21 protein-coding genes and 1 pseudogene are annotated in these 16,745 nt (G+C 71.0%); 10 read left to right on the forward strand and 12 right to left on the reverse strand.

Annotation, left to right across the window (positions count from 1 at the left end):
• Positions 1-5 precede the first annotated feature (5 nt).
• Entirely contained in the window at positions 6-863 is an 858-nt protein-coding gene (locus QQK49_RS00095; RefSeq protein ID WP_284302024.1) for a serine hydrolase domain-containing protein, read from the forward strand.
• A 9-nt stretch (positions 864-872) separates the two neighbouring features.
• Here the strand turns inward: QQK49_RS00095 and QQK49_RS00100 are convergent, their stop codons facing one another.
• The 3 genes from QQK49_RS00100 to QQK49_RS23540 form a co-directional block, all read right to left on the reverse strand.
• Positions 873-1,136, reverse strand: a complete 264-nt coding sequence (locus QQK49_RS00100) for a metal-sensitive transcriptional regulator (RefSeq protein ID WP_284302025.1) — start codon at positions 1,134-1,136, stop codon at positions 873-875.
• Positions 1,137-1,373: 237 nt separating this feature from the next.
• Positions 1,374-2,153 (reverse strand): alpha/beta fold hydrolase, encoded by a 780-nt coding sequence (locus QQK49_RS00105; RefSeq protein ID WP_284302029.1) that lies wholly within the window; start codon positions 2,151-2,153, stop codon positions 1,374-1,376.
• 242 nt (positions 2,154-2,395) lie between these two features.
• Entirely contained in the window at positions 2,396-2,611 is a 216-nt protein-coding gene (locus tag QQK49_RS23540; protein WP_488803204.1) for a hypothetical protein, read from the reverse strand.
• Positions 2,612-2,637: 26 nt separating this feature from the next.
• Here QQK49_RS23540 and QQK49_RS00110 point away from each other — a divergent pair, with 26 nt between their 5' ends.
• Both QQK49_RS00110 and QQK49_RS00115 read left to right on the forward strand, forming a co-directional pair.
• Positions 2,638-4,263, forward strand: coding sequence for an FAD-dependent oxidoreductase (locus QQK49_RS00110; protein ID WP_284302031.1), 1,626 nt, complete (start codon positions 2,638-2,640; stop codon positions 4,261-4,263).
• Between the two features lie 134 nt (positions 4,264-4,397).
• Complete coding sequence (locus tag QQK49_RS00115) at positions 4,398-5,063, forward strand: class I SAM-dependent methyltransferase (RefSeq protein ID WP_284302034.1); 666 nt, start codon at positions 4,398-4,400, stop codon at positions 5,061-5,063.
• Positions 5,064-5,179: 116 nt separating this feature from the next.
• On the opposite strand, the gene QQK49_RS00120 is transcribed toward QQK49_RS00115, so the two are convergent.
• From QQK49_RS00120 to QQK49_RS00160, 8 genes and pseudogenes are all read right to left on the reverse strand, one after another.
• On the reverse strand, positions 5,180-5,455 hold the full coding sequence (locus QQK49_RS00120; protein WP_284302036.1) for a type II toxin-antitoxin system RelE family toxin: 276 nt from the start codon (positions 5,453-5,455) through the stop codon (positions 5,180-5,182).
• Positions 5,452-5,931: a type II toxin-antitoxin system Phd/YefM family antitoxin gene (locus QQK49_RS00125; protein ID WP_431310500.1), complete on the reverse strand. Its 480-nt coding sequence runs from the start codon at positions 5,929-5,931 to the stop codon at positions 5,452-5,454. The genes QQK49_RS00120 and QQK49_RS00125 overlap by 4 nt, the downstream gene beginning before the upstream one ends.
• A 155-nt stretch (positions 5,932-6,086) precedes the next feature.
• Positions 6,087-7,570: pseudogene (locus tag QQK49_RS00135) on the reverse strand (tripartite tricarboxylate transporter permease).
• 19 nt (positions 7,571-7,589) lie between these two features.
• Entirely contained in the window at positions 7,590-7,814 is a 225-nt protein-coding gene (locus QQK49_RS23075; protein ID WP_284302038.1) for a tripartite tricarboxylate transporter TctB family protein, read from the reverse strand.
• Between the two features lie 349 nt (positions 7,815-8,163).
• A complete protein-coding gene (locus QQK49_RS00145; protein WP_284302040.1) occupies positions 8,164-9,177 on the reverse strand; it encodes a tripartite tricarboxylate transporter substrate binding protein in 1,014 nt (337 codons plus the stop codon).
• A 94-nt stretch (positions 9,178-9,271) separates the two neighbouring features.
• Positions 9,272-9,634 (reverse strand): DUF952 domain-containing protein, encoded by a 363-nt coding sequence (locus QQK49_RS00150; protein WP_284302044.1) that lies wholly within the window; start codon positions 9,632-9,634, stop codon positions 9,272-9,274.
• A gap of 122 nt (positions 9,635-9,756) precedes the next feature.
• Positions 9,757-10,884, reverse strand: a complete 1,128-nt coding sequence (locus tag QQK49_RS00155) for a methyltransferase domain-containing protein (protein ID WP_284302047.1) — start codon at positions 10,882-10,884, stop codon at positions 9,757-9,759.
• A 37-nt stretch (positions 10,885-10,921) separates the two neighbouring features.
• The gene (locus QQK49_RS00160) at positions 10,922-11,428 is read right to left on the reverse strand and encodes a DUF4188 domain-containing protein (RefSeq protein ID WP_284302050.1); all 507 of its coding nucleotides are present in this window, start codon (positions 11,426-11,428) and stop codon (positions 10,922-10,924) included.
• A 76-nt stretch (positions 11,429-11,504) separates the two neighbouring features.
• Here QQK49_RS00160 and QQK49_RS00165 point away from each other — a divergent pair, with 76 nt between their 5' ends.
• The 7 genes from QQK49_RS00165 to QQK49_RS00195 all read left to right on the forward strand — a co-directional run bounded on the left by QQK49_RS00165 (position 11,505) and on the right by QQK49_RS00195 (position 16,472).
• Positions 11,505-12,134 (forward strand): MerR family transcriptional regulator, encoded by a 630-nt coding sequence (locus tag QQK49_RS00165; protein WP_284302053.1) that lies wholly within the window; start codon positions 11,505-11,507, stop codon positions 12,132-12,134.
• A 58-nt stretch (positions 12,135-12,192) separates the two neighbouring features.
• The gene (locus QQK49_RS00170) at positions 12,193-12,513 is read left to right on the forward strand and encodes a hypothetical protein (protein WP_284302056.1); all 321 of its coding nucleotides are present in this window, start codon (positions 12,193-12,195) and stop codon (positions 12,511-12,513) included.
• Positions 12,510-13,358 carry a sensor histidine kinase gene (locus tag QQK49_RS00175; RefSeq protein WP_284302059.1) on the forward strand — a complete coding sequence of 283 codons (849 nt, stop codon included), beginning with the start codon at positions 12,510-12,512 and terminating at the stop codon, positions 13,356-13,358. Before QQK49_RS00170 ends, QQK49_RS00175 begins: the two co-directional genes overlap by 4 nt.
• 1 nt (position 13,359) lies before the next feature.
• On the forward strand, positions 13,360-14,073 hold the full coding sequence (locus QQK49_RS00180; protein ID WP_284302062.1) for a response regulator: 714 nt from the start codon (positions 13,360-13,362) through the stop codon (positions 14,071-14,073).
• Between the two features lie 100 nt (positions 14,074-14,173).
• Positions 14,174-14,905 carry an ATP-binding cassette domain-containing protein gene (locus tag QQK49_RS00185; protein ID WP_284302063.1) on the forward strand — a complete coding sequence of 244 codons (732 nt, stop codon included), beginning with the start codon at positions 14,174-14,176 and terminating at the stop codon, positions 14,903-14,905.
• Positions 14,902-16,200 (forward strand): ABC-2 family transporter permease, encoded by a 1,299-nt coding sequence (locus QQK49_RS00190; RefSeq protein WP_284302066.1) that lies wholly within the window; start codon positions 14,902-14,904, stop codon positions 16,198-16,200. The genes QQK49_RS00185 and QQK49_RS00190 overlap by 4 nt, the downstream gene beginning before the upstream one ends.
• Positions 16,201-16,205: 5 nt before the next feature.
• A complete protein-coding gene (locus tag QQK49_RS00195) occupies positions 16,206-16,472 on the forward strand; it encodes a hypothetical protein (RefSeq protein ID WP_284302069.1) in 267 nt (88 codons plus the stop codon).
• A 27-nt stretch (positions 16,473-16,499) separates the two neighbouring features.
• Here QQK49_RS00195 and QQK49_RS00200 read toward each other — a convergent pair whose 3' ends face one another.
• Positions 16,500-16,676, reverse strand: coding sequence for a hypothetical protein (locus QQK49_RS00200; protein WP_284302072.1), 177 nt, complete (start codon positions 16,674-16,676; stop codon positions 16,500-16,502).
• Between the last annotated feature and the right edge of the window lie 69 nt (positions 16,677-16,745).

Raw genomic sequence — 16,745 nt, forward strand, 5'->3', positions numbered from 1 at the left:
CACCGATGCCCGACACCCTCACCCCCACTCTCGATCGCCACATCGATGGCATCACGGTCCGCGACCTGCTGACCAACGGGTCGGGCTACGGCATGCAACCCGGTGGGTCGCCGTTGGCGGCGGCCTACCGCGACGCCGGCGTCGAGGCGGGGGCGGATCCGGTCGACTCGTGCGCCGACGACTGGCTGGTCGCGCTCGCCACACTGCCCCTGGCTCATCAACCGGGGGACGGGTTCCGGTACCACCACGGCTTCGGCATCCTCGGCGTGCTCCTGCAGCGGTTCGCCGGAATCCCGGTGGAGGAGTACCTGCGTCGAGTCGTGTTCGATCCACTCGGCATGCCGGACACCTCGCTGTTCGTCCCCGAGGATCAGGCCCACCGGCTCCCGGCCGCCTACCGCCACGGCGAGTCGGGCCTCGAGGAGGCCGAGCCGCTCGGCGGCGGGTTCTACGTGGGCGAGCCTCCGTTCGACACGGCGCACGGAGAACTGGTCTCGACCGCCGCCGACTATCACCGGCTGTGCCGCATGCTCGCCGACGGCGGCAGGCATGAGGGTGACCCCTTCCTCGACCCCGACCTGGTGCGCGAGATGACGCGGGATCAGGTGCCGGAGTCGGTCAAGACGCCGGACAGCTTCTTTCCCGGCTTCTGGGACGGCATCGGGTGGGGCTACGGCGGATCGGTCGCCACCGGTGGTGAGCACGAGGGGCGCTACGCCTGGTCGGGTGGCCAGGGGACCGACTTCTACATCGACCCCGACGGCACGATCTCGGTGTTCCTCACGCAGGTCGAACTCGGAGACGCGATGTGGCCGGTGCTCGGTGAGGTGCAGGCGAACGCGGCGTCGCTGCTCGAGGGGTGAGGCGCGCGCTCAGGCGAGGGAGAGGAAGAGCTTCTCCATCGCGGCGAGATCGGCCTCGCGGTCGGGGTTGTCCTCGGTCATGCACTGCTGCAGGCCGGTGGTGATGATCGAGAACCCTGCGCGATCGAGGGCGCTGCTGCAGGCGGAGAGCTGGGTGATGACGTCCTTGCAGTCGCGGCCCTCCTCGATCATGCGGATCACGGCACCCAGTTGACCGTGGGCGCGGCGCAGCCGCTTGAGGGCCGAGTCCAGGTCGGACGGGTCGAGTCGCATGGTGAGTACCTCCTGGTGACGACGAGCTACCGGACGTCGACGATGCCGGCACCGCACCCAGTGAGTCGGGGCGTGCGGTGATGTGCGGTCTCGGCGCAGGCCGAGCCCCGATCGTACATGTACCCCCAGGGGTATCGGTCGGCGCGTGCCGTGCAGCGACCTGGGAGCGCACCCCTCATCACTGTCGGCGGAGCTCGCCGGTCAGGTCGTGGGGGTCGGCGTAGGTCGGCGGGTGGCTCAGCGAAGGAAGTCGAGCAGCGTCGGTCGCAGGTCGTCGGCGAACTCGTCGAAGAAGCCGTGACGGCCGCCGTGGTGGTGGATGAGTCGGGCGTCGAGGATGGCCGAGGCGATGATCTCTGCGTTCTCGGGGGGCACCATCGGGTCGTCGGTGCCGTGCAGGACGAGGGTGGGTGCGGTGATGTCGGGCAGCGCCGTCCAGGCGTCGTGGCCGGTGCTGGCGCGCAGGTGGGCGAGGGAGGCGGCGGGCGTCATCGTCGGGTCGCCGAGCAGCAGGCTGTCGGAGGGCCGGCCCGGCCAGTCGTCGGTGTAGAAGAAGCGCAGCACCCGCTGGATGCGGTTCCCGTCCTCCGGGGAGGCGAGGATGCGGCGCACCTCACGGCTGCGCTCGCGGGCCAACGGGCCGCCGGGGGAGGTGCACGCGAGGATCAACCGCTCCACCCGTGAGGCGTGCCGGGCGGCGAGGTGTTGCGCGACCCGGCCTCCCATCGACGTCCCGTAGACGCGGTAGCTCTCGAACCCGAATTCGGCCATGACGAGCGCGGCGTCCTCGGCGAAGGTCAGCGTCGTCCAGTCGCCGACGTCGGCGCAGGTGTTGCCCGTGCCGCGGTAGTCGATGGTGACGGTGCGGTAGGCCTGCTCGAAGCCGGTGCGGAGCTCCTCCCACCACCGCATCGAATTGGCCTGACCCTGCAGCAGCAACAACGGGGGCGCGGTCTTCGGCCCGGCCTGGCGGACGGCCAGCAGGGCGCCGTCGGGGGCGCGGACGTAGTCGTTCATGCCGCAGGCATGCCGAGAGCGCCGTTCATGGCCACACCCTGTCACGACGCGGGCCGATCGCCCGCGCGTCGGGCCCTCAGCGAGTCAGGCGAACGCGCGCATCACGATTCGGAAGAACGAAGCGCGAGACGCCGGCACGCGGGACGTGAAGCGCGAGACGCGACGCCGCGAGGCGCGGAACGGCGCCCCCACTCCCACCTCCGGTTCGAGGTGGTCGGCGGCGAGATGTGGGGCGGGTGCGGCTATCGACCCAGGAGCCTGCTGAGGAAGCCGGACTTCTGGCCCGCCGCCGCTCGCGGGTGGCCCTCGCACCACTGGTCGGCGGGGACGTTCTGGCGGACCGAGTCGATGTGCAGGCCACATCCGGCCCAGGTCGTCCGGCCACAGACCGTGCAAGGCACTGCTCGGCACATGGTGAAGCTCCTTCTGATGACGGGGGTCGACAACTTGACGACCATATACCCCCAGGGGTATGTATGTCCACATGAACATCGTGATCGTCGGTGGCGTCGCCGCCGGAATGTCGACCGCAGCCAGACTCCGCCGGTTGGATGAGACCGCCACCATCACCGTGGTCGAGAAGAGCGGCAACGTCTCGTTCGCCAACTGCGGTCTTCCCTACCACGTGGGCGGGGTCATCGAGGAGCGCTCGGCTCTCCTGCTGCAGACCCCCGACTCCCTGCGGGCGCGGTTCGACATCGACGTCCGCGTGCGCACCGAGGCCGTCGCCATCGCCCGCGACGCCCGAACCGTCCGGGTGCGCGATCTCGACTCGGGGCGGGAGGAGGACCTTCCGTACGACTCGCTCGTGCTCACTCCCGGCGCCGCGCCCGTGAGGCCGCCGATCCCCGGCATCGAGCGCGCTCTCGTGCTGCGCAACGTCGAGGACACCGACGCGCTGGTCGCCGCCGTCGACGGCGCGAGGTCCGCCGTCGTCATCGGTGGGGGATTCATCGGCGTCGAGATGACCGAGAACCTCCTGCACCGTGGCCTCGCGGTCACGGTGGTCGAGGCGATGCCGCAACTCATGGCGCCCATGGACCCCGAGATGATCGCCGGTGTCCACGACGCCCTGCGTGAGGCGGGGGTGGATCTGCGTCTGTCCTCCAGCGTCACCGCCATCGGTGAGGATCACGTCGAACTCGCCACGGGAGAACGGATTCCGGCAGACCTCGTCGTCGCGGCCGTCGGCGTCCGGCCGGAGTCGGCGCTCGCCGTGGACGCGGGTCTGGAGGTGGCGCCCCGCGGCGGCATCGTCGTCGACGAGCACTACCGCACCAGCGATCCGCACATCTACGCGGCCGGCGACGCCGTCGTCAAGAGGGACGCGCTCGACGGCGAGGGGGTCCTCGTCCCGCTGGCGAACACCGCGAACCTGCAGGGGCGTCGCATCGCCGACACCATCGCCGGACGCGCGGTCGAGGATCGCCCGGTGCTCGGAACGGCGATCGTCGGGGTGCTCGGCCACCAGGTCGCGGCAGTGGGTTGGAACGAGAAGCGCCTCGTCGCGGCAGGCCGCGCCCACCGCTTCATCCACACCCACGCGGCCTCGCACGCCGGCTACTACCCTGGCGCGGAGTCGATCTCGCTCAAGCTCCTCATCGACCCCCAGACCGACGCCATCCTCGGCGCCCAGGCCGTGGGGCGCGACGGCGCCGACAAGCGCATCGACGTCATCGCCACCGCCATGCGAGCCGGATTGCGGGCGAGCGACCTCGCCGAGCTCGAACTGGCCTACGCCCCGCAGTTCGGCTCCGCCAAGGACCCCGTGAACATGCTCGGGTTCGTCGCCGAGAACCGTGCCACCGGTCTGGAGGACAGCATCCAGTGGCACGAGGTCGCCGACGCGCAGGCCGCGGGCGAGACGGTGATCGATGTGCGCACGCCGGCGGAGTTCGCGGCCGGGGCCATCCCGGGGGCGGTCAACATCCCCGTCGACGAGCTGCGAGTTCGGGCCGATGAGGTACCCGCCGGTGACCTCGTCGTGCACTGCGCGGTCGGCATCCGTGGCCATGTCGCCGGCCGCATCTTGACTGCCTCCGGTCGTCGCGTCCGCAACCTCGACGGCGGGTATCGCACCTGGTCGGCAGGCATGTCGACCCGCGGCTGAGTCGTCGAGCCCTCCGTCCATGAGGGGAGAGGTCCGCGTGCGTCCTCGCCGGCGCGGGCGACCGCGTCTCGATCCGCCACCGCGCGCGTCCGGAGGGGAGGTGGCAGGCTCACCCATGTCGACAGGGGTGAGCCATGGTGGACTCCGGGCGGCTCGCGGAGTTCTGGGACTCCGAGGCCGCGACGTACGACCGCAAGACGTCGCTCCTCGAGCGTCGCCTCTTCGCGCCGCATCGCGCCTGGGTGGGTGAGCGGGCTCGTGGGCATGTCGTCGACGTCGCCTGCGGGACGGGCGCGAATCTCGACCACTTCCCGCCCGGGACGCGGGTGACCGGTGTCGACTTCAGTCCCGCGATGCTCACCGAGTTCGCCTCCCGCGCATCGGCGTTGCGCATCCCCGCGGAGACGAGGCAAGCCGACGCCGGCCGACTGCCGCTGGACGACGCCTCGGCCGACACGGTGCTCTGCACGCTCGGTCTGTGCTCGATCGACGGCGTCGAGGGCGCGCTGTCGGAGATGGTGCGCGTCCTGCGTCCGGGCGGTGCGCTGCTGCTGCTCGACCACGTCGTCTCGACGTCCGTCCTGGTCCGGGCAGGTCAGCGGATGCTGGAGACGGTCACGGTGAGCCGGTTCAACGAGCACTTCACCCGCCGCCCCCTCGACGTGGTCACCGCCCTCGCCGCCGAGGACGTGCTGGACGTCGTGGAGACCAGGCGGCGCCTCGCCGGCACCCTCGAGAGCGTCCACGCCACTCGTGCCGAGACCGAAGTCCTGCGCCGCGAGATGAGGGGAAGGCGATGACTGTGACGCACGACGACTCCACTGGACTGGACCGGCTCGCCTGGCACGAACACCGTGAGCGCACGAACACCTCTGAGCGACGACGCCGGCGGCATGACAGTGCGGGTCTGCGGGTCTCAGTGACGTCCGTAGGCATCGCGGCGGTGTTCGATGCGGAGGACGACGACCTCGCGGTCCTGTTCGTTGATCCGGTACAGAATCCGATAGGTGCCGCGCCGCGCAGAGTGGATATCCGCGAGTTCGCCTCTGAGAGGTTTTCCGACTCGTCGTGGGTTGTCGATCAGTGCTCCGGTGAGGAGCTCGACCACTGCTGCGGCCACGGCCTCTGGCAGACCATTCTGGATGGCTCGCGATGCCGGTGGGGTGAGGACCAGCTCGAAGGGCTCCGTCACGGGAGGAGAGCGCGGACCGCGTCGGCTCCCCGGATGACGTTGCCTTCCTGGTAAGCCACGTCGGCCTCGCGGATGTCGGCCAGCGCGGCGGGATCGCTGAGCACCGCCAAGGTCTCTTCGAGCTCGGCGAGGTCCTCGGGGCTGAGGATGACGGCGGCTGCCTTGCCGTTGCGGGTCACGGTCACTCGCTCGTGCTGGTGCTGCACTCGGTCGACCACGTCGCTGAAGTGATCGCGGACCTCACGCAAGGACTCGATGCTCATGACCACAATTGTGGCGCTTGGCAGTGCGGGGGTCAATCCTGGTCGCGAGCACCCAGCACGGCAGATGAGTGCGTTGCGATCGGCCCCGTCAGGGGAGGAGGTCGAGTACTGCCTACGCGCAGGCATGGCGTGGATGACCAGCTCATTGCCGCTCACGAAGACGAGGACGATCGTCTCGATGAGGCGGGTGTGGGTGTCGAACCCGAGTCTCATGCCGCACCCCATGCTTGAGGGCGTCATGTAGGCCGCGAGAATGTCGTTGGGCTGCCGGTCGGGGGTTCTTGCGGGCGCGGTGGTAGCGCGCCGTGGTTCGCGGGCCGGCGTGGCCGGCTGCGGGCTGGACGTCTCTGAGGTCGACGCCTGCGCGTTCAGATGTCCTGGCTGGTGCGTTGCCGCACGCGGGCGCGCAGGGTGAACAGGACGACGATGAGCAGGACGCCGTAGAGCAGCCAGGTGATGGGGCTCGCGACGAGTACCCCGTAGTCGCCCGCCGACGACAACAACGCGTCGCGAAGCGAGGTCTCCGCGAGCGGCCCGAGGACCATGCCGATCATCAGCGGCGCGAGCGGCATGTCGTGGCGGCGCATCGCGAAACCGATGAGGGCGATGAACAGCAACATGAGCAGGTCGAACGTCGAGTTCGACAGCGCGTACACGCCGAGGCCGCAGAACACCGCGATGCCGCCGTAGAGGTACGGGGCGGGGATGAGCAGCAGCTTGGCCCACAACTGCGCGAACGGCAGGTTGATGATCAACAGCACGATCATCGCGACGAAGAAGCTCGCCAGCAGCGACCACACGAGGTCGGGTGCACGGTCGAACAGCAGCGGCCCGGGCTGGAGTCCGTACTGCCGGAACGCGGCGAGCATGATCGCCGCCGTCGCCGACACGGGCAGGCCCAGGGCGAGCAGGGCGCCCATCGCGGTGCCGGTCGTGGCGTTGCCGGCGGCCTCCGGGGCGGCCAGGCCACGGATGGCGCCGCGGCCGAACCGGGGCTCCTTGCGCCGACGGTCGAGACGCCGCTCGAGGGAGTAGGCCATGAACGTCGGCACCTCCGACCCGCCGACGGGGATGACGCCGAACGGCAGACCGATCGCCGTCCCGCGGGCCCACGCGGGTGCGGCCTCCTTGAACTCGGCCGGGGACAGCCACGGCCGGCCCGTCGTCTTCATGGCCCGCACGGTGGGGTCGCGTCGGATGCGGGAGGCGACGTAGAAGACCTCCCCCAACGCGAGGATCGCGACCGTCACCGTGACGAGCGAGATCCCGTCGAACAGTTCCTGCACGCCGAGGGTGGCCCGCTCGACACCCGTGGTCGGGTCGATGCCGATGGTGGCGATGCCGAGCCCGAGGATGAGCGCGGCGATGCCCTTGACCACGGAGTCGCCGACGATCGAGGAGGTCGCGACGAACGCGAACAACGCGAGCGCGAAGTACTCGGCGGGGCCGAAGGCGGCCGCCCACTCCGCGAGCTGGGGGCGAGGAACACCACGACCACCGACGCCGTCATACCGCCGATGAACGCGCCGATCGCCGCCGTGGCCAGGGCCTGGGTGGCTCTGCCGTCCTTGGCCATGCGATGGCCCTCGAAGGTCGACGCGATCGCCGAGGCCTGGCCGGGGGTGTTCATGAGGATGGCCATGGTGGAGTCGCCGAAGAGGCCACCGAAGTAGACGCCGGCGAACATGATGAACGCCGCCGTGGGGTCGAGCGCGAACGTCATCGGCAGCAGCAGCGCCACGGCCATCGACGACCCGAGTCCGGGCATGACACCCACCGCCGTGCCCAGGAGGCACCCGAGCACGACCCACATGAGGTTCATGGGGGTCAGCGCGCCGGCGAATCCCTGCATCAACAGATCGATCGACACCTCAGATCACCCCCAGCACGCCGGAGGGGAGGCGCAGACCCAGGCCGACCGAGAACGTCAGGTAGATGACGGAGGACAGCAGCAGCGCCGCCGAGATGTCGAACAGCGGCCGCCGCGACCCGATCCCGCGGGCCACGAACCAGAACAGGAGCGCGGCGGCGAGGATCCAGCCGAGCAGTTCGAGGGTGGCGGCGAACAGCGCGAATCCACCGATGCACCACGCCACGGCCGACCAGTCGGAGAACGTGCGGTACCGCCCGCGGTCGTCCGTGACGTGCTCGGGGAGCGCACGTACTGCAGCACGAGCAGCAGCGAGAAGACGTAGCCGAGGACCACGAGGATCGTCGGGAAGAAGCGGGGACCGGGAAAGTCGGTGCCCTCGGGGACGTCCGTCGTCAGCACGCCGAAGAGGAGATAGCTGCTGAAGGCGGCGAGGATCAGCGGCAGCACCAGCCCGGAACGGCCACCCCAGAACGACCCGCCGCGCGGCTCACCGGCAGCGTCGGCATCCTCGTCGACGACGTCGACGCGGGACACCTCCGTGCCGTTCGGCTCCCGCCCGGGATCGGTCGCGTTCACAGGCCCAACTCCTTGACGAGCGCCGTGATCTGCGCGGTGTCCTCCTCGATGAACGTGTCGAGTTCAGGGCCGGTGAGGAGGACGTCGGTCCACTTGTTGCGCGCCATGGCGTCCTTCCACTCCTGGGTCTGCGCGGTCTCGGTGATGATCTGTTGCAGCTCGGAGAACTGCTCGTCGCTGATACCGGGCGGCGCGACGAATCCGCGCCAGTTGGTCATGGCCACGTCGTAGCCCTGCTCGACGAGGGTGGGCAGCTCGATGCCGTCGGCCCGTTCGGGAGCGACGATGGCCAGCCCCCGCATGCGGCCGGCGTCGATCTGGTCGGCGAACTCGTTGTAGCCCGACACCGCCGCGTCCGCCGCGCCGGAGGACAACACCTGCACGGCCTCCCCGCCTCCGGACTTGGGGATGTAGGTGATCTGCTCGGCGTCGATGCCCGCCTTGAGCGCGAGGTCCGCGACGATCAGGTGGTCGAGCCCGCCGGCCGAACCACCGGTGAACACCATGCCCTTCGGGTCCTGCTTCCAGGCGGCGACGAGGTCGTCGATGCTCTGATGGGGCGAGTCCGCCGGGACGACGATGACGTCGTACTCCTCGCTGATGCGGGCGATCGGGCGCACGTCCTTGAGCGTGTTGGGGGAGTCGTTGGTCTCGATGGCGCCGATCATCACCGTGCCCGTGACCATGAGGTTGGTGGCCTCTCCCGTCATCGTGACGAACTTGCTGAGTCCGATCGTGCCGCCGGCGCCGGGGATGTTGACGACCTGGGCGTTGTTGACGACGTTCTCGGTGCGCATCGCGGCCTGCTGTTCACGCGCGAACGTGTCCCAGCCGCCGCCCGCGCCCGCCGGGGCGATGAGCGTGAGGTTGGCGCGCAGGTCCTCACCGCTGTGGGCCGCGCGCGCCGAGACGAGCACCGCCAACCCGACGACGACGACGCACACGACGGCGTAGATCGCCATGCCCAGCCGAGGGGTCCTCCGATCACGCTGGGGGACGGGTGTGCTCATACCGGCTCCTTCGGGCGACGACGGGTCGTGGCCGGGAGGCTATCCCACCGCGAGCCGCCTCAGAAGGGCTGAGACCGGGTCGTCCGCTCCGGAGCTACCTCGGCGCGGTGAACGGGCGAGCGTCGACGACGGCGGCGGTGGGGAGATCGCCGCCGTAGATGTGCGGGAAGAGCTCGGTGTCGACGTCGGAGGTGGCGGGATCGGCCGGCTCGTAACGCACCTCGAGGCCGAACCGGGTCAGCACGGCCTCGGAGATCACGAGCACGAGCATCGGGTCGGTGACGTCGCGGTAGAACCGGCGGGCCACCCGGCGCAGCTGGTCCTCGTCGGTGCTGGCGTGCAGGAATCCGACCTCGGCGATGGTGAGGCCGCGGGTGGACATGAGATACGCGGGAGCTGCCGGATTCCAGTCGCGGGAGAAGGCGAGGTGCAGCAGCGACATGCTCGTGCCTTTCATCGGTGGTGGTTCGATCATGCCTCGTCCACACCGTGGCAGACAGGGAGACCGGACGCTCGGGTCGCCCCCGATCCGACGCGGCCCGATCGGTCCCGGCGCGTTCGCCCGGGTTCGCCGGGTTCTCAGTGCGCGTCGCGGCGCAGGAGGACGAGCACCTCGGCGTGATCGCTCTGGGGGAACATGTCGAACAGCCGGGCCCGCACGGGCCGCAGCGACGGCATCCGGTCGAGATCGGCGGCCAGGGTGACCGGGTTGCAACTCGAGTACACGACCGCGCCCACGCCCGAGTCCTCCAGCCAGGAGGCGAGGCGGGCCCGGATGCCCCGGCGGGGTGGGTTGACGACGACGAGATCCGGTGGCGTCGGCAGCGATGCGGCCCACGCGGTGGCGTCGCCGACCTCGAACCGGGCGTCGAGCCCCATCTCCGCCGCGGATCGCCGGGCGCTCGCGACCGCCTCCGTGCTGACCTCCACGCCGTGCACGGCACGACCGGTGCGTGCCGCGTGGAGTGCGAATCCGCCCACCCCGCAGTAGAGGTCGAGGACGGAGCGAGGGTCGCATTCGTCGATCCACTCCGCCGCCTGGCGGTACAGGCCGGAGGCGACGACCGAGTTCGTCTGGACGAACGCGCCCGGCATGGGATGCAGGGTCACGTCGCCGATGGTCATGGGCAGCGTCGTCTCCTCGGTGAGGAGGATCTCCTCCTCACCCTCGGGCAGCGCGACGTGCCGTGGGAGGAGGTTGACCGAGACCACGCGCAGGCCCGGCAGCGCGTCGAACAGCGCCGGCAGCGAGCGTCGGAGGCGTCCGACCTGCCCCTCCGAGCGCAGCACGAAGCGCACCATCAGCTCACCCCCCGCCGACTCCAGCACGTGGATGTTCTTGAGTTCGCCGGTGCGGGCGGGAACGTCATAGGGGCGCAGGCCGGTGTCGGTGATGAACCGCGCGAGGACGGGCATGCTCGCCGTCGTCGCCGGGCCGAGGAGGCCGCAGGCGCGCAGGTCGACGCCGTGGCCGTCGGCGTCGAGGATGCCGAGGGTCGGGGCGTTCGGGGTGCCGCCGACGACCATCTTGGCCTTGGCGCGAAAGTGTGACTCGGGCGAGCCGAAGGGCGCCGACCAGGCCAGGGCCGGCCGGTCGCCGACGATCTCGCGGACCCGCCGATCCTTGTCGGCCAGTTGCGCGTCGTAGGGCTCACCCATGCGGGTGCACGAGCGGCACACGCCGGCGTCGAAGTAGTCGCACTGCACAGGGGCGATTCTCCCCGATGCCCCGCGACGGACTCGCTCAGGCCGTCAGCGTCGAGCCGAGCCGCTCACGGGCGCTGCGCCCACGGCGCCCGACGGGGACGGTGCCTGTGGCGGCGCCGAGCCCGATCGTGGCGCCCTCGTTGTAGAACGTCTCGATGCCGTCCGCCGGCACGGCGAACGTCTCGTGCCAGATGCCGACCGCCCCGGGGTTGGCGCGGCTCGCGCGGTTGAAGGCGCGCCAGGCCGGGAGGTGTTCGAGGTCCGTGCGCTGGGCGTAGGCGTAGAGGTGCTCGATGCTGCGCCAGTACTGGACCACGAACGGGCCCTTGCCGCCGATGAGGGTCTCGGCGCCGAGAAAACCCAGGTCGGGAGCCTCGCCGCGGCGGGCCGCCTCCTTGTTGGCGTGGAGTTCGCGCAGCATCTTCGGCATCGCGACGAAGGCGGGCATCCACAGGTCGGGCCGGTGGGGCTTGCGGATCGTCATTCCGATCGTGAAGACGACGACCGGGCCGTCGTGGGCGTGGGTCGTGGCTGCTGCGGACATGGGAACCTCCAAGAACGGCGAGTGCGACTCTCTATTTATGGCGAGTGTTACTCTCCATGTCAAGAGGTGATGTGGAATGAGGATCTCCGGACTGTCCGAGCGGACCGGTCTGCCGGTCGCGACGCTGAAGTACTACCTGCGTGAAGGACTGGTCCCACCCGGGCGGGCCACCTCGCCCAACCAGGCCCGCTACGACGACACCCACGTCGAGCGGGTCCGCCTCATCCGTGCGCTCACCGAGGTCGGCGGGCTCGACCTCGCCACCGTCGACCGCGTGCTCTCCTCCATCGACGGACCGGACGTCGAGCGACTCGGCGTGCTCGGGTCGGCCCAGCGGGCTCTGCTCGGAGCGGAATTCGTCGAGTACGACCCCGCCACCGCCGACGAGCCGCCGACCTCCCGCGCCCGGGACTGGGTGACGCGGCGCGGCTGGCAGGTCGACCTGCACGACCCCGTGCTCGACGCGCTCGATCGGGCGTGGGACGCGTGCGAGGCCTCGCTCGTGGGCTTCGACGAGGGCAAGCTCGGCGTGTACGCCGACGCCGCCGAACGCATCGCGCAGATCGACGTGGAGTCGGTGCCGCCCGATCCCCACGCGGCCGTGCGCCAGGTTGTGCTCGGCACCGTGCTCGTGGACGCGCTGCTCGTCGCGCTCCGCCGCCTCGCGCAGCAACACGTGGCGGTCTCGCGACACGGCGACGGCTGAGGGCAGGCTCCTCCCACAGGAGGAGGCCGAGGCCAGGGTGACTTTCTACGATCGAGGCGTGCCACGACCACCGCTTCCAGACCTGATCCTGTCCGGGCTCGCCCTGGCGCTGACGGCGCTGCTCGGGCTGAATGAGGCGGAGCGCGGCCTCACCTGGGACGGCGTGCTCTACGTCCTCCTCCACCTGGGCCTGGCGGCCACGCTGGCGCTGCGGACCACCCGACGCCGGGGGTCCTTCGTCGCCACCTATGTGCTCCTCGCGGCGATGGCCCTGCTCGTGTGGTTCGCGCCCGTCAATCACGGCGTCAGCCCGGTCATCCTCTGCGCGCCGGCGGCCCTCTACAAGGTCGCCCGGCACGATCCACCCGCCTGGGGGTGACCGGACTGCTGCTCGGCGTCGCCGGGGCGTTCGTCAGCCCGGTCAACCGGCTCGCCGGGGGACCCACGACCGCGCTGGTCGCGGTGATGATCCTCGGCATGGTCGGCACCTACCTGTGGGCGAGCGGTCGGCGTCGCACCGAGGTGGCCTACCGCGAGCAACTCGAGCGAGAACGGGACGAGCACGAACGCGAGGCGGCCCGCCGGGTCCTCACCGCACAGACCGACGAACGCGCCCGCATCGCCCGCGAGATCCACGACATCGTGGCGCACAGCCTGGCCGTGGTGAACGTGCAGGCGAGCACCGCTCTGGCCGTCGGCGGTGAGGCCCAGATGCGCGAATCACTCACGGGGGTGCGCGACGCCAGCAAGAGTGCGCTCGGCGAACTCCGTTCTCTGGTCAGCGTGCTCCGCGACCAGGTCACCGACCACGAGGTCTCCGGCGACCTGCTGCGACTGCCCGCCCTCGCGACGGAGACCACCGCGGCGGGAGTCCGGCTCGAGACCGCGCTGCCCGAGGAGGAGACGCTGCGCCGGTGGCAGGAATCCTGGTCCGCCCCGGCGCGGTTGGCGGTCGTCCGCGTCGTCCAGGAGGCGCTGAGCAACGTCATCAAGCACGGCGGGGTCCGGCCGGTGGCGAACCTGTCCGTCACCGAACGCGACGGCGCCTGCCTCGTGTCGGTGACCAACGAGGGCCGTGGGCAGGGTGACTCGCTCGGGTACGGTCTGCTCGGCCTGCGGGAGCGGGTCACCCTGACCGGTGGGGACATCACCGCCGGCCCCGAGGGTGCGGGCTTCGCGGTCCACGCGCGCATCCCGACGAGGAACCCGACTGAAGGGGAGTGAGATGACGGGCGAACCGATCAAGGTCGTGGTCGTCGACGACCAGCCGCTGCTGGTGTCGGCGTTCTCCGCGCTCATCGGCAACCAGCCGGACATGACGGTCGTCGCGACCGCCGCCGACGGCGTCGAAGCCGTCGAGCGCACCCTGGCCCACGCCGTCGACGTCGTGCTCATGGACATCCGGATGCCGCGCCTCGACGGGGTCGAGGCGACGCGGCGGATCCTGGCGCGCGAGAAGGCTCCTCGAGTCCTCGTGCTCACCACGTTCAACGTCGACGAGCTCGTCCTCGCGGCGGTGGGCGCCGGGGCGCGCGGGTTCCTCCTCAAGGACGCCGAACCCACCGAGGTCATCGACGCCATCCGTGCCGTGCATCGGGGCGAGGCCGTCATCGCGAGCCAGGCGGCTCCGGCGCTGCTGGCCGCGGTGCGCAACCCGGCGGCCCTCGTCGAACCCACCGGTGACGAGGAGGACGGAGCAGCCGGGCCGAGTCCGCTCGTCGACCACCTCACCGCCCGCGAGGTGGAGGTACTGCGCCTCATCGCGCAGGGGCGCACCAACGCCGAGATCGCCGACGACCTGTTCATCGCGCAGACCACCGTCAAGACGCACGTCGGCAACCTGCTGCTCAAGCTCGACGCGCGTGATCGCGTGGCCCTCGTCGTGCTCGCCCACAGCGTCGGGCTGGCCGGACCGGCCGGCACCGTGCCCCTGTCGTGAGCCGTCTCCTCCCACGGGAGGAGACCGCGCCGCGAGAGCTCCGTGAAGATCGTCTCCCGGCAGGAGGTGCCCGACTTCCGCGGTGACCAGGCTGGATGTCATGACCACGACGATTCCCGCCTTCGGGTGCTCCGGGCTCACCAAGAGCTTCGGCGCCCACCGTGTCCTCGACGGCCTCGACCTCACCGCGACTCCCGGACGCGTCTATGCGCTGCTCGGACGCAACGGCGCCGGCAAGTCGACGAGTCTGAAGATCATGCTCGGCCTGTTGCGTGCCGACGCCGGGGAGTGCCACCTGCTGGGTGAGCCGTTCTCGCGCGCCGGGCTCGCGCGCGTCGGGGCCTCCATCGACGGCCCGGCCCTGTACGGGCACCTGTCCGCCCGTGACAACGTGCGCGTCCACGCCCTGCTCACCGGGGTCGACGCCGACCGCGTCACCGAGGTGCTGGAGGTCGTGGGGCTGGACGCGGGCCGGCGCGGAGCCGGACGCACCAAGGTCCGCTCGTTTTCCACCGGCATGAAGGCGCGGCTCGCGCTCGCGATCGCGCTGCTCACCGACCCCGACGTCCTCGTCCTCGACGAGCCGCAGAACGGCCTCGACCCCGAGGGCATCATCGAACTGCGCGGCCTCATCCGCGAGCTCGCCGCCCGCGGACGCACCGTCCTCATCAGTTCCCACCAGCTCGGGGAGGTCGTGCGCCTGGCCGACGACATCGGCGTCCTCGCCGGCGGGCGCCTGGTGTACGAGGGCCCGCTCGCGGACTTCGCCGAGGGTTCGGCCGGCGACCTCGAGGCGGCCTACCTCGCCGCGACCGGAGGCGGTGCCCGATGACGACGACCGACGTCCGTCCCTCCACCCGATCCAGGGTGTCCCTGTCCGGTGCGGTGCGTGCCGAGTTCGTGCGTGCGAAGGGGAGCGCCGCGGCGCGGTTCGCTGCCGCCGGCCTGGCCCTCGCGCTCCTGCAGGCGGCCGGGTGGCTGCTCGTCCCCTCGGGGCCGGTGCGGGACTGGTCGGCGCTCTTCGGGTGGCAATCCCTCTACGCCACGGGGCTCCTGGCGCCCGTCGTCGCTCTCCTCGCGGCGTCGGCGTCCTCGCGTGAGGCCCGGGCCCGCGAGGGCGGCACCTGGGCGCGCCCCCTCACGCCGGGGGTCGCCTGGACGGCGCGGAGCCTCGTCCTCGCCTGGCAGTCGCTGCTGCTGCACCTCGCCCTGACGATGCCGCTGATCGGGCTGGGGCTGCTCACGGGTTTGGGCGACCCGCCGGTGGCCCGGTTCGTCACCCTGTGGCTCGTGCTGTGGGGCACGTCGTTGCTGCCGCTCATCCTGTCGCTGGTCCTGGCGCGCCGGGTCGGCATGCTGCTCACGGTCGGGTTCGCCCTGATCTGGCAGGTCGCGGGAACGATCACGGCCGAGTCGTCGCTGTGGTGGGCGCAGCCGTGGAGCTGGGGAGTCCGGGCCGTGCTGCCGGTCCTCGAGATCCACGCGAACGCCGTCGGACTCGACCCGGATTCACCCATCCGACTCCAGAACCCGTGGTGGCCGACCCTCGCCTGTCTCGTCGCGGCCGGAGCTGTGCCGGCGGTCACCGCGTGGGCCTGTTCCGCCGGCGAACCACGGCGGGTCGGCCTGCGGGCATGGCTCGTCCGCCTGCGTGGGGGTGGTGGCCCGCGCGGTCATCTCTCCACGACCGAGGACGCTCCCGCCGCGGATCAGGGGAGCCCGCTCGTCCGACGCGACTTCTCCCCGCGCGGGCCCATCGTGCGGGGTCGCCCGCGGCCGGTGCGCGCCCAGCTCGCCCTGTTGCGCGGGACGGGTGTGTTTCCGCTGGTCCTCGTGACCCTTGGGGTCGTGGCCCTCGTCGGCGCGATCTGGGACGCGGAGTACGTCCGCGGTGTCGCGACGTGGCTGGTCGTGCCGCTCGGGTCCTGCGTCCTCGCCGCTCTGGCGTGGTCGGCGATGGCGCCAGGGTGGCGTGTCGCCGTCCTGAGAATGACCCCCGGCGGCTCGCGGCGTCGATGCTCGGCGTGTGTCTCGGGCTGCTCGCGGTGGTCGTCACGTGGGTCGCTCTCGTCGCCGCCCTCAGCGGCGGGGTCTCGATCGCCGTCCCGGTCCTGCTCTTCGCCGTAGGCGCGATGGTGCTGGTCACGAGCCTGTGGCTGGCGACGCGGTGCGGAGCCGGCGCAGCGCTGGGAGTGGTGCTCGTCGTGCTCGTGGTGAGTCTGGTCTTCGGCGCGACGACCATCGCGGACTCGACCCTGTGGATCGTCGGAGTCCTCGCGTGGCCCCTCACCGCGACGTCCGCACCGCGCATCGCCGGCGTGCTCACGGTGACGATGGTCGTGTGCGTCCTGGCCGGAGCGGCGTGGTCGGCAGCCCTGCGTCGCGCGGCCCGGAGCTGACGCTCCGGACGCGTGGGGGCGTCGCGGTCAGGGCCTCGGGAGAGTGGGGTCCGCGAGTTCGCGGTTGCGTGCGTCCTGGATGCCGTGGCTCACCCCGTGTCGGACGGCGGCGTAGAGGCCGAGGAGCACCAGCGCCACGGGGACCGCACCGCCCACCACGCCTACGACCAGCATCGTCAGAAGCTCAGTCCATCCGATCATCATGGCCGAAGCGTAGGCGCCCGTGACCTGTGGTCACGGGCGCCTCGCGGGGATGCGGTCGACATCGCTGTC

Source organism: Mobilicoccus caccae (genome assembly GCF_030161635.1).
Taxonomy (GTDB): Bacteria; Actinomycetota; Actinomycetes; order Actinomycetales; family Dermatophilaceae; genus Mobilicoccus; species Mobilicoccus caccae.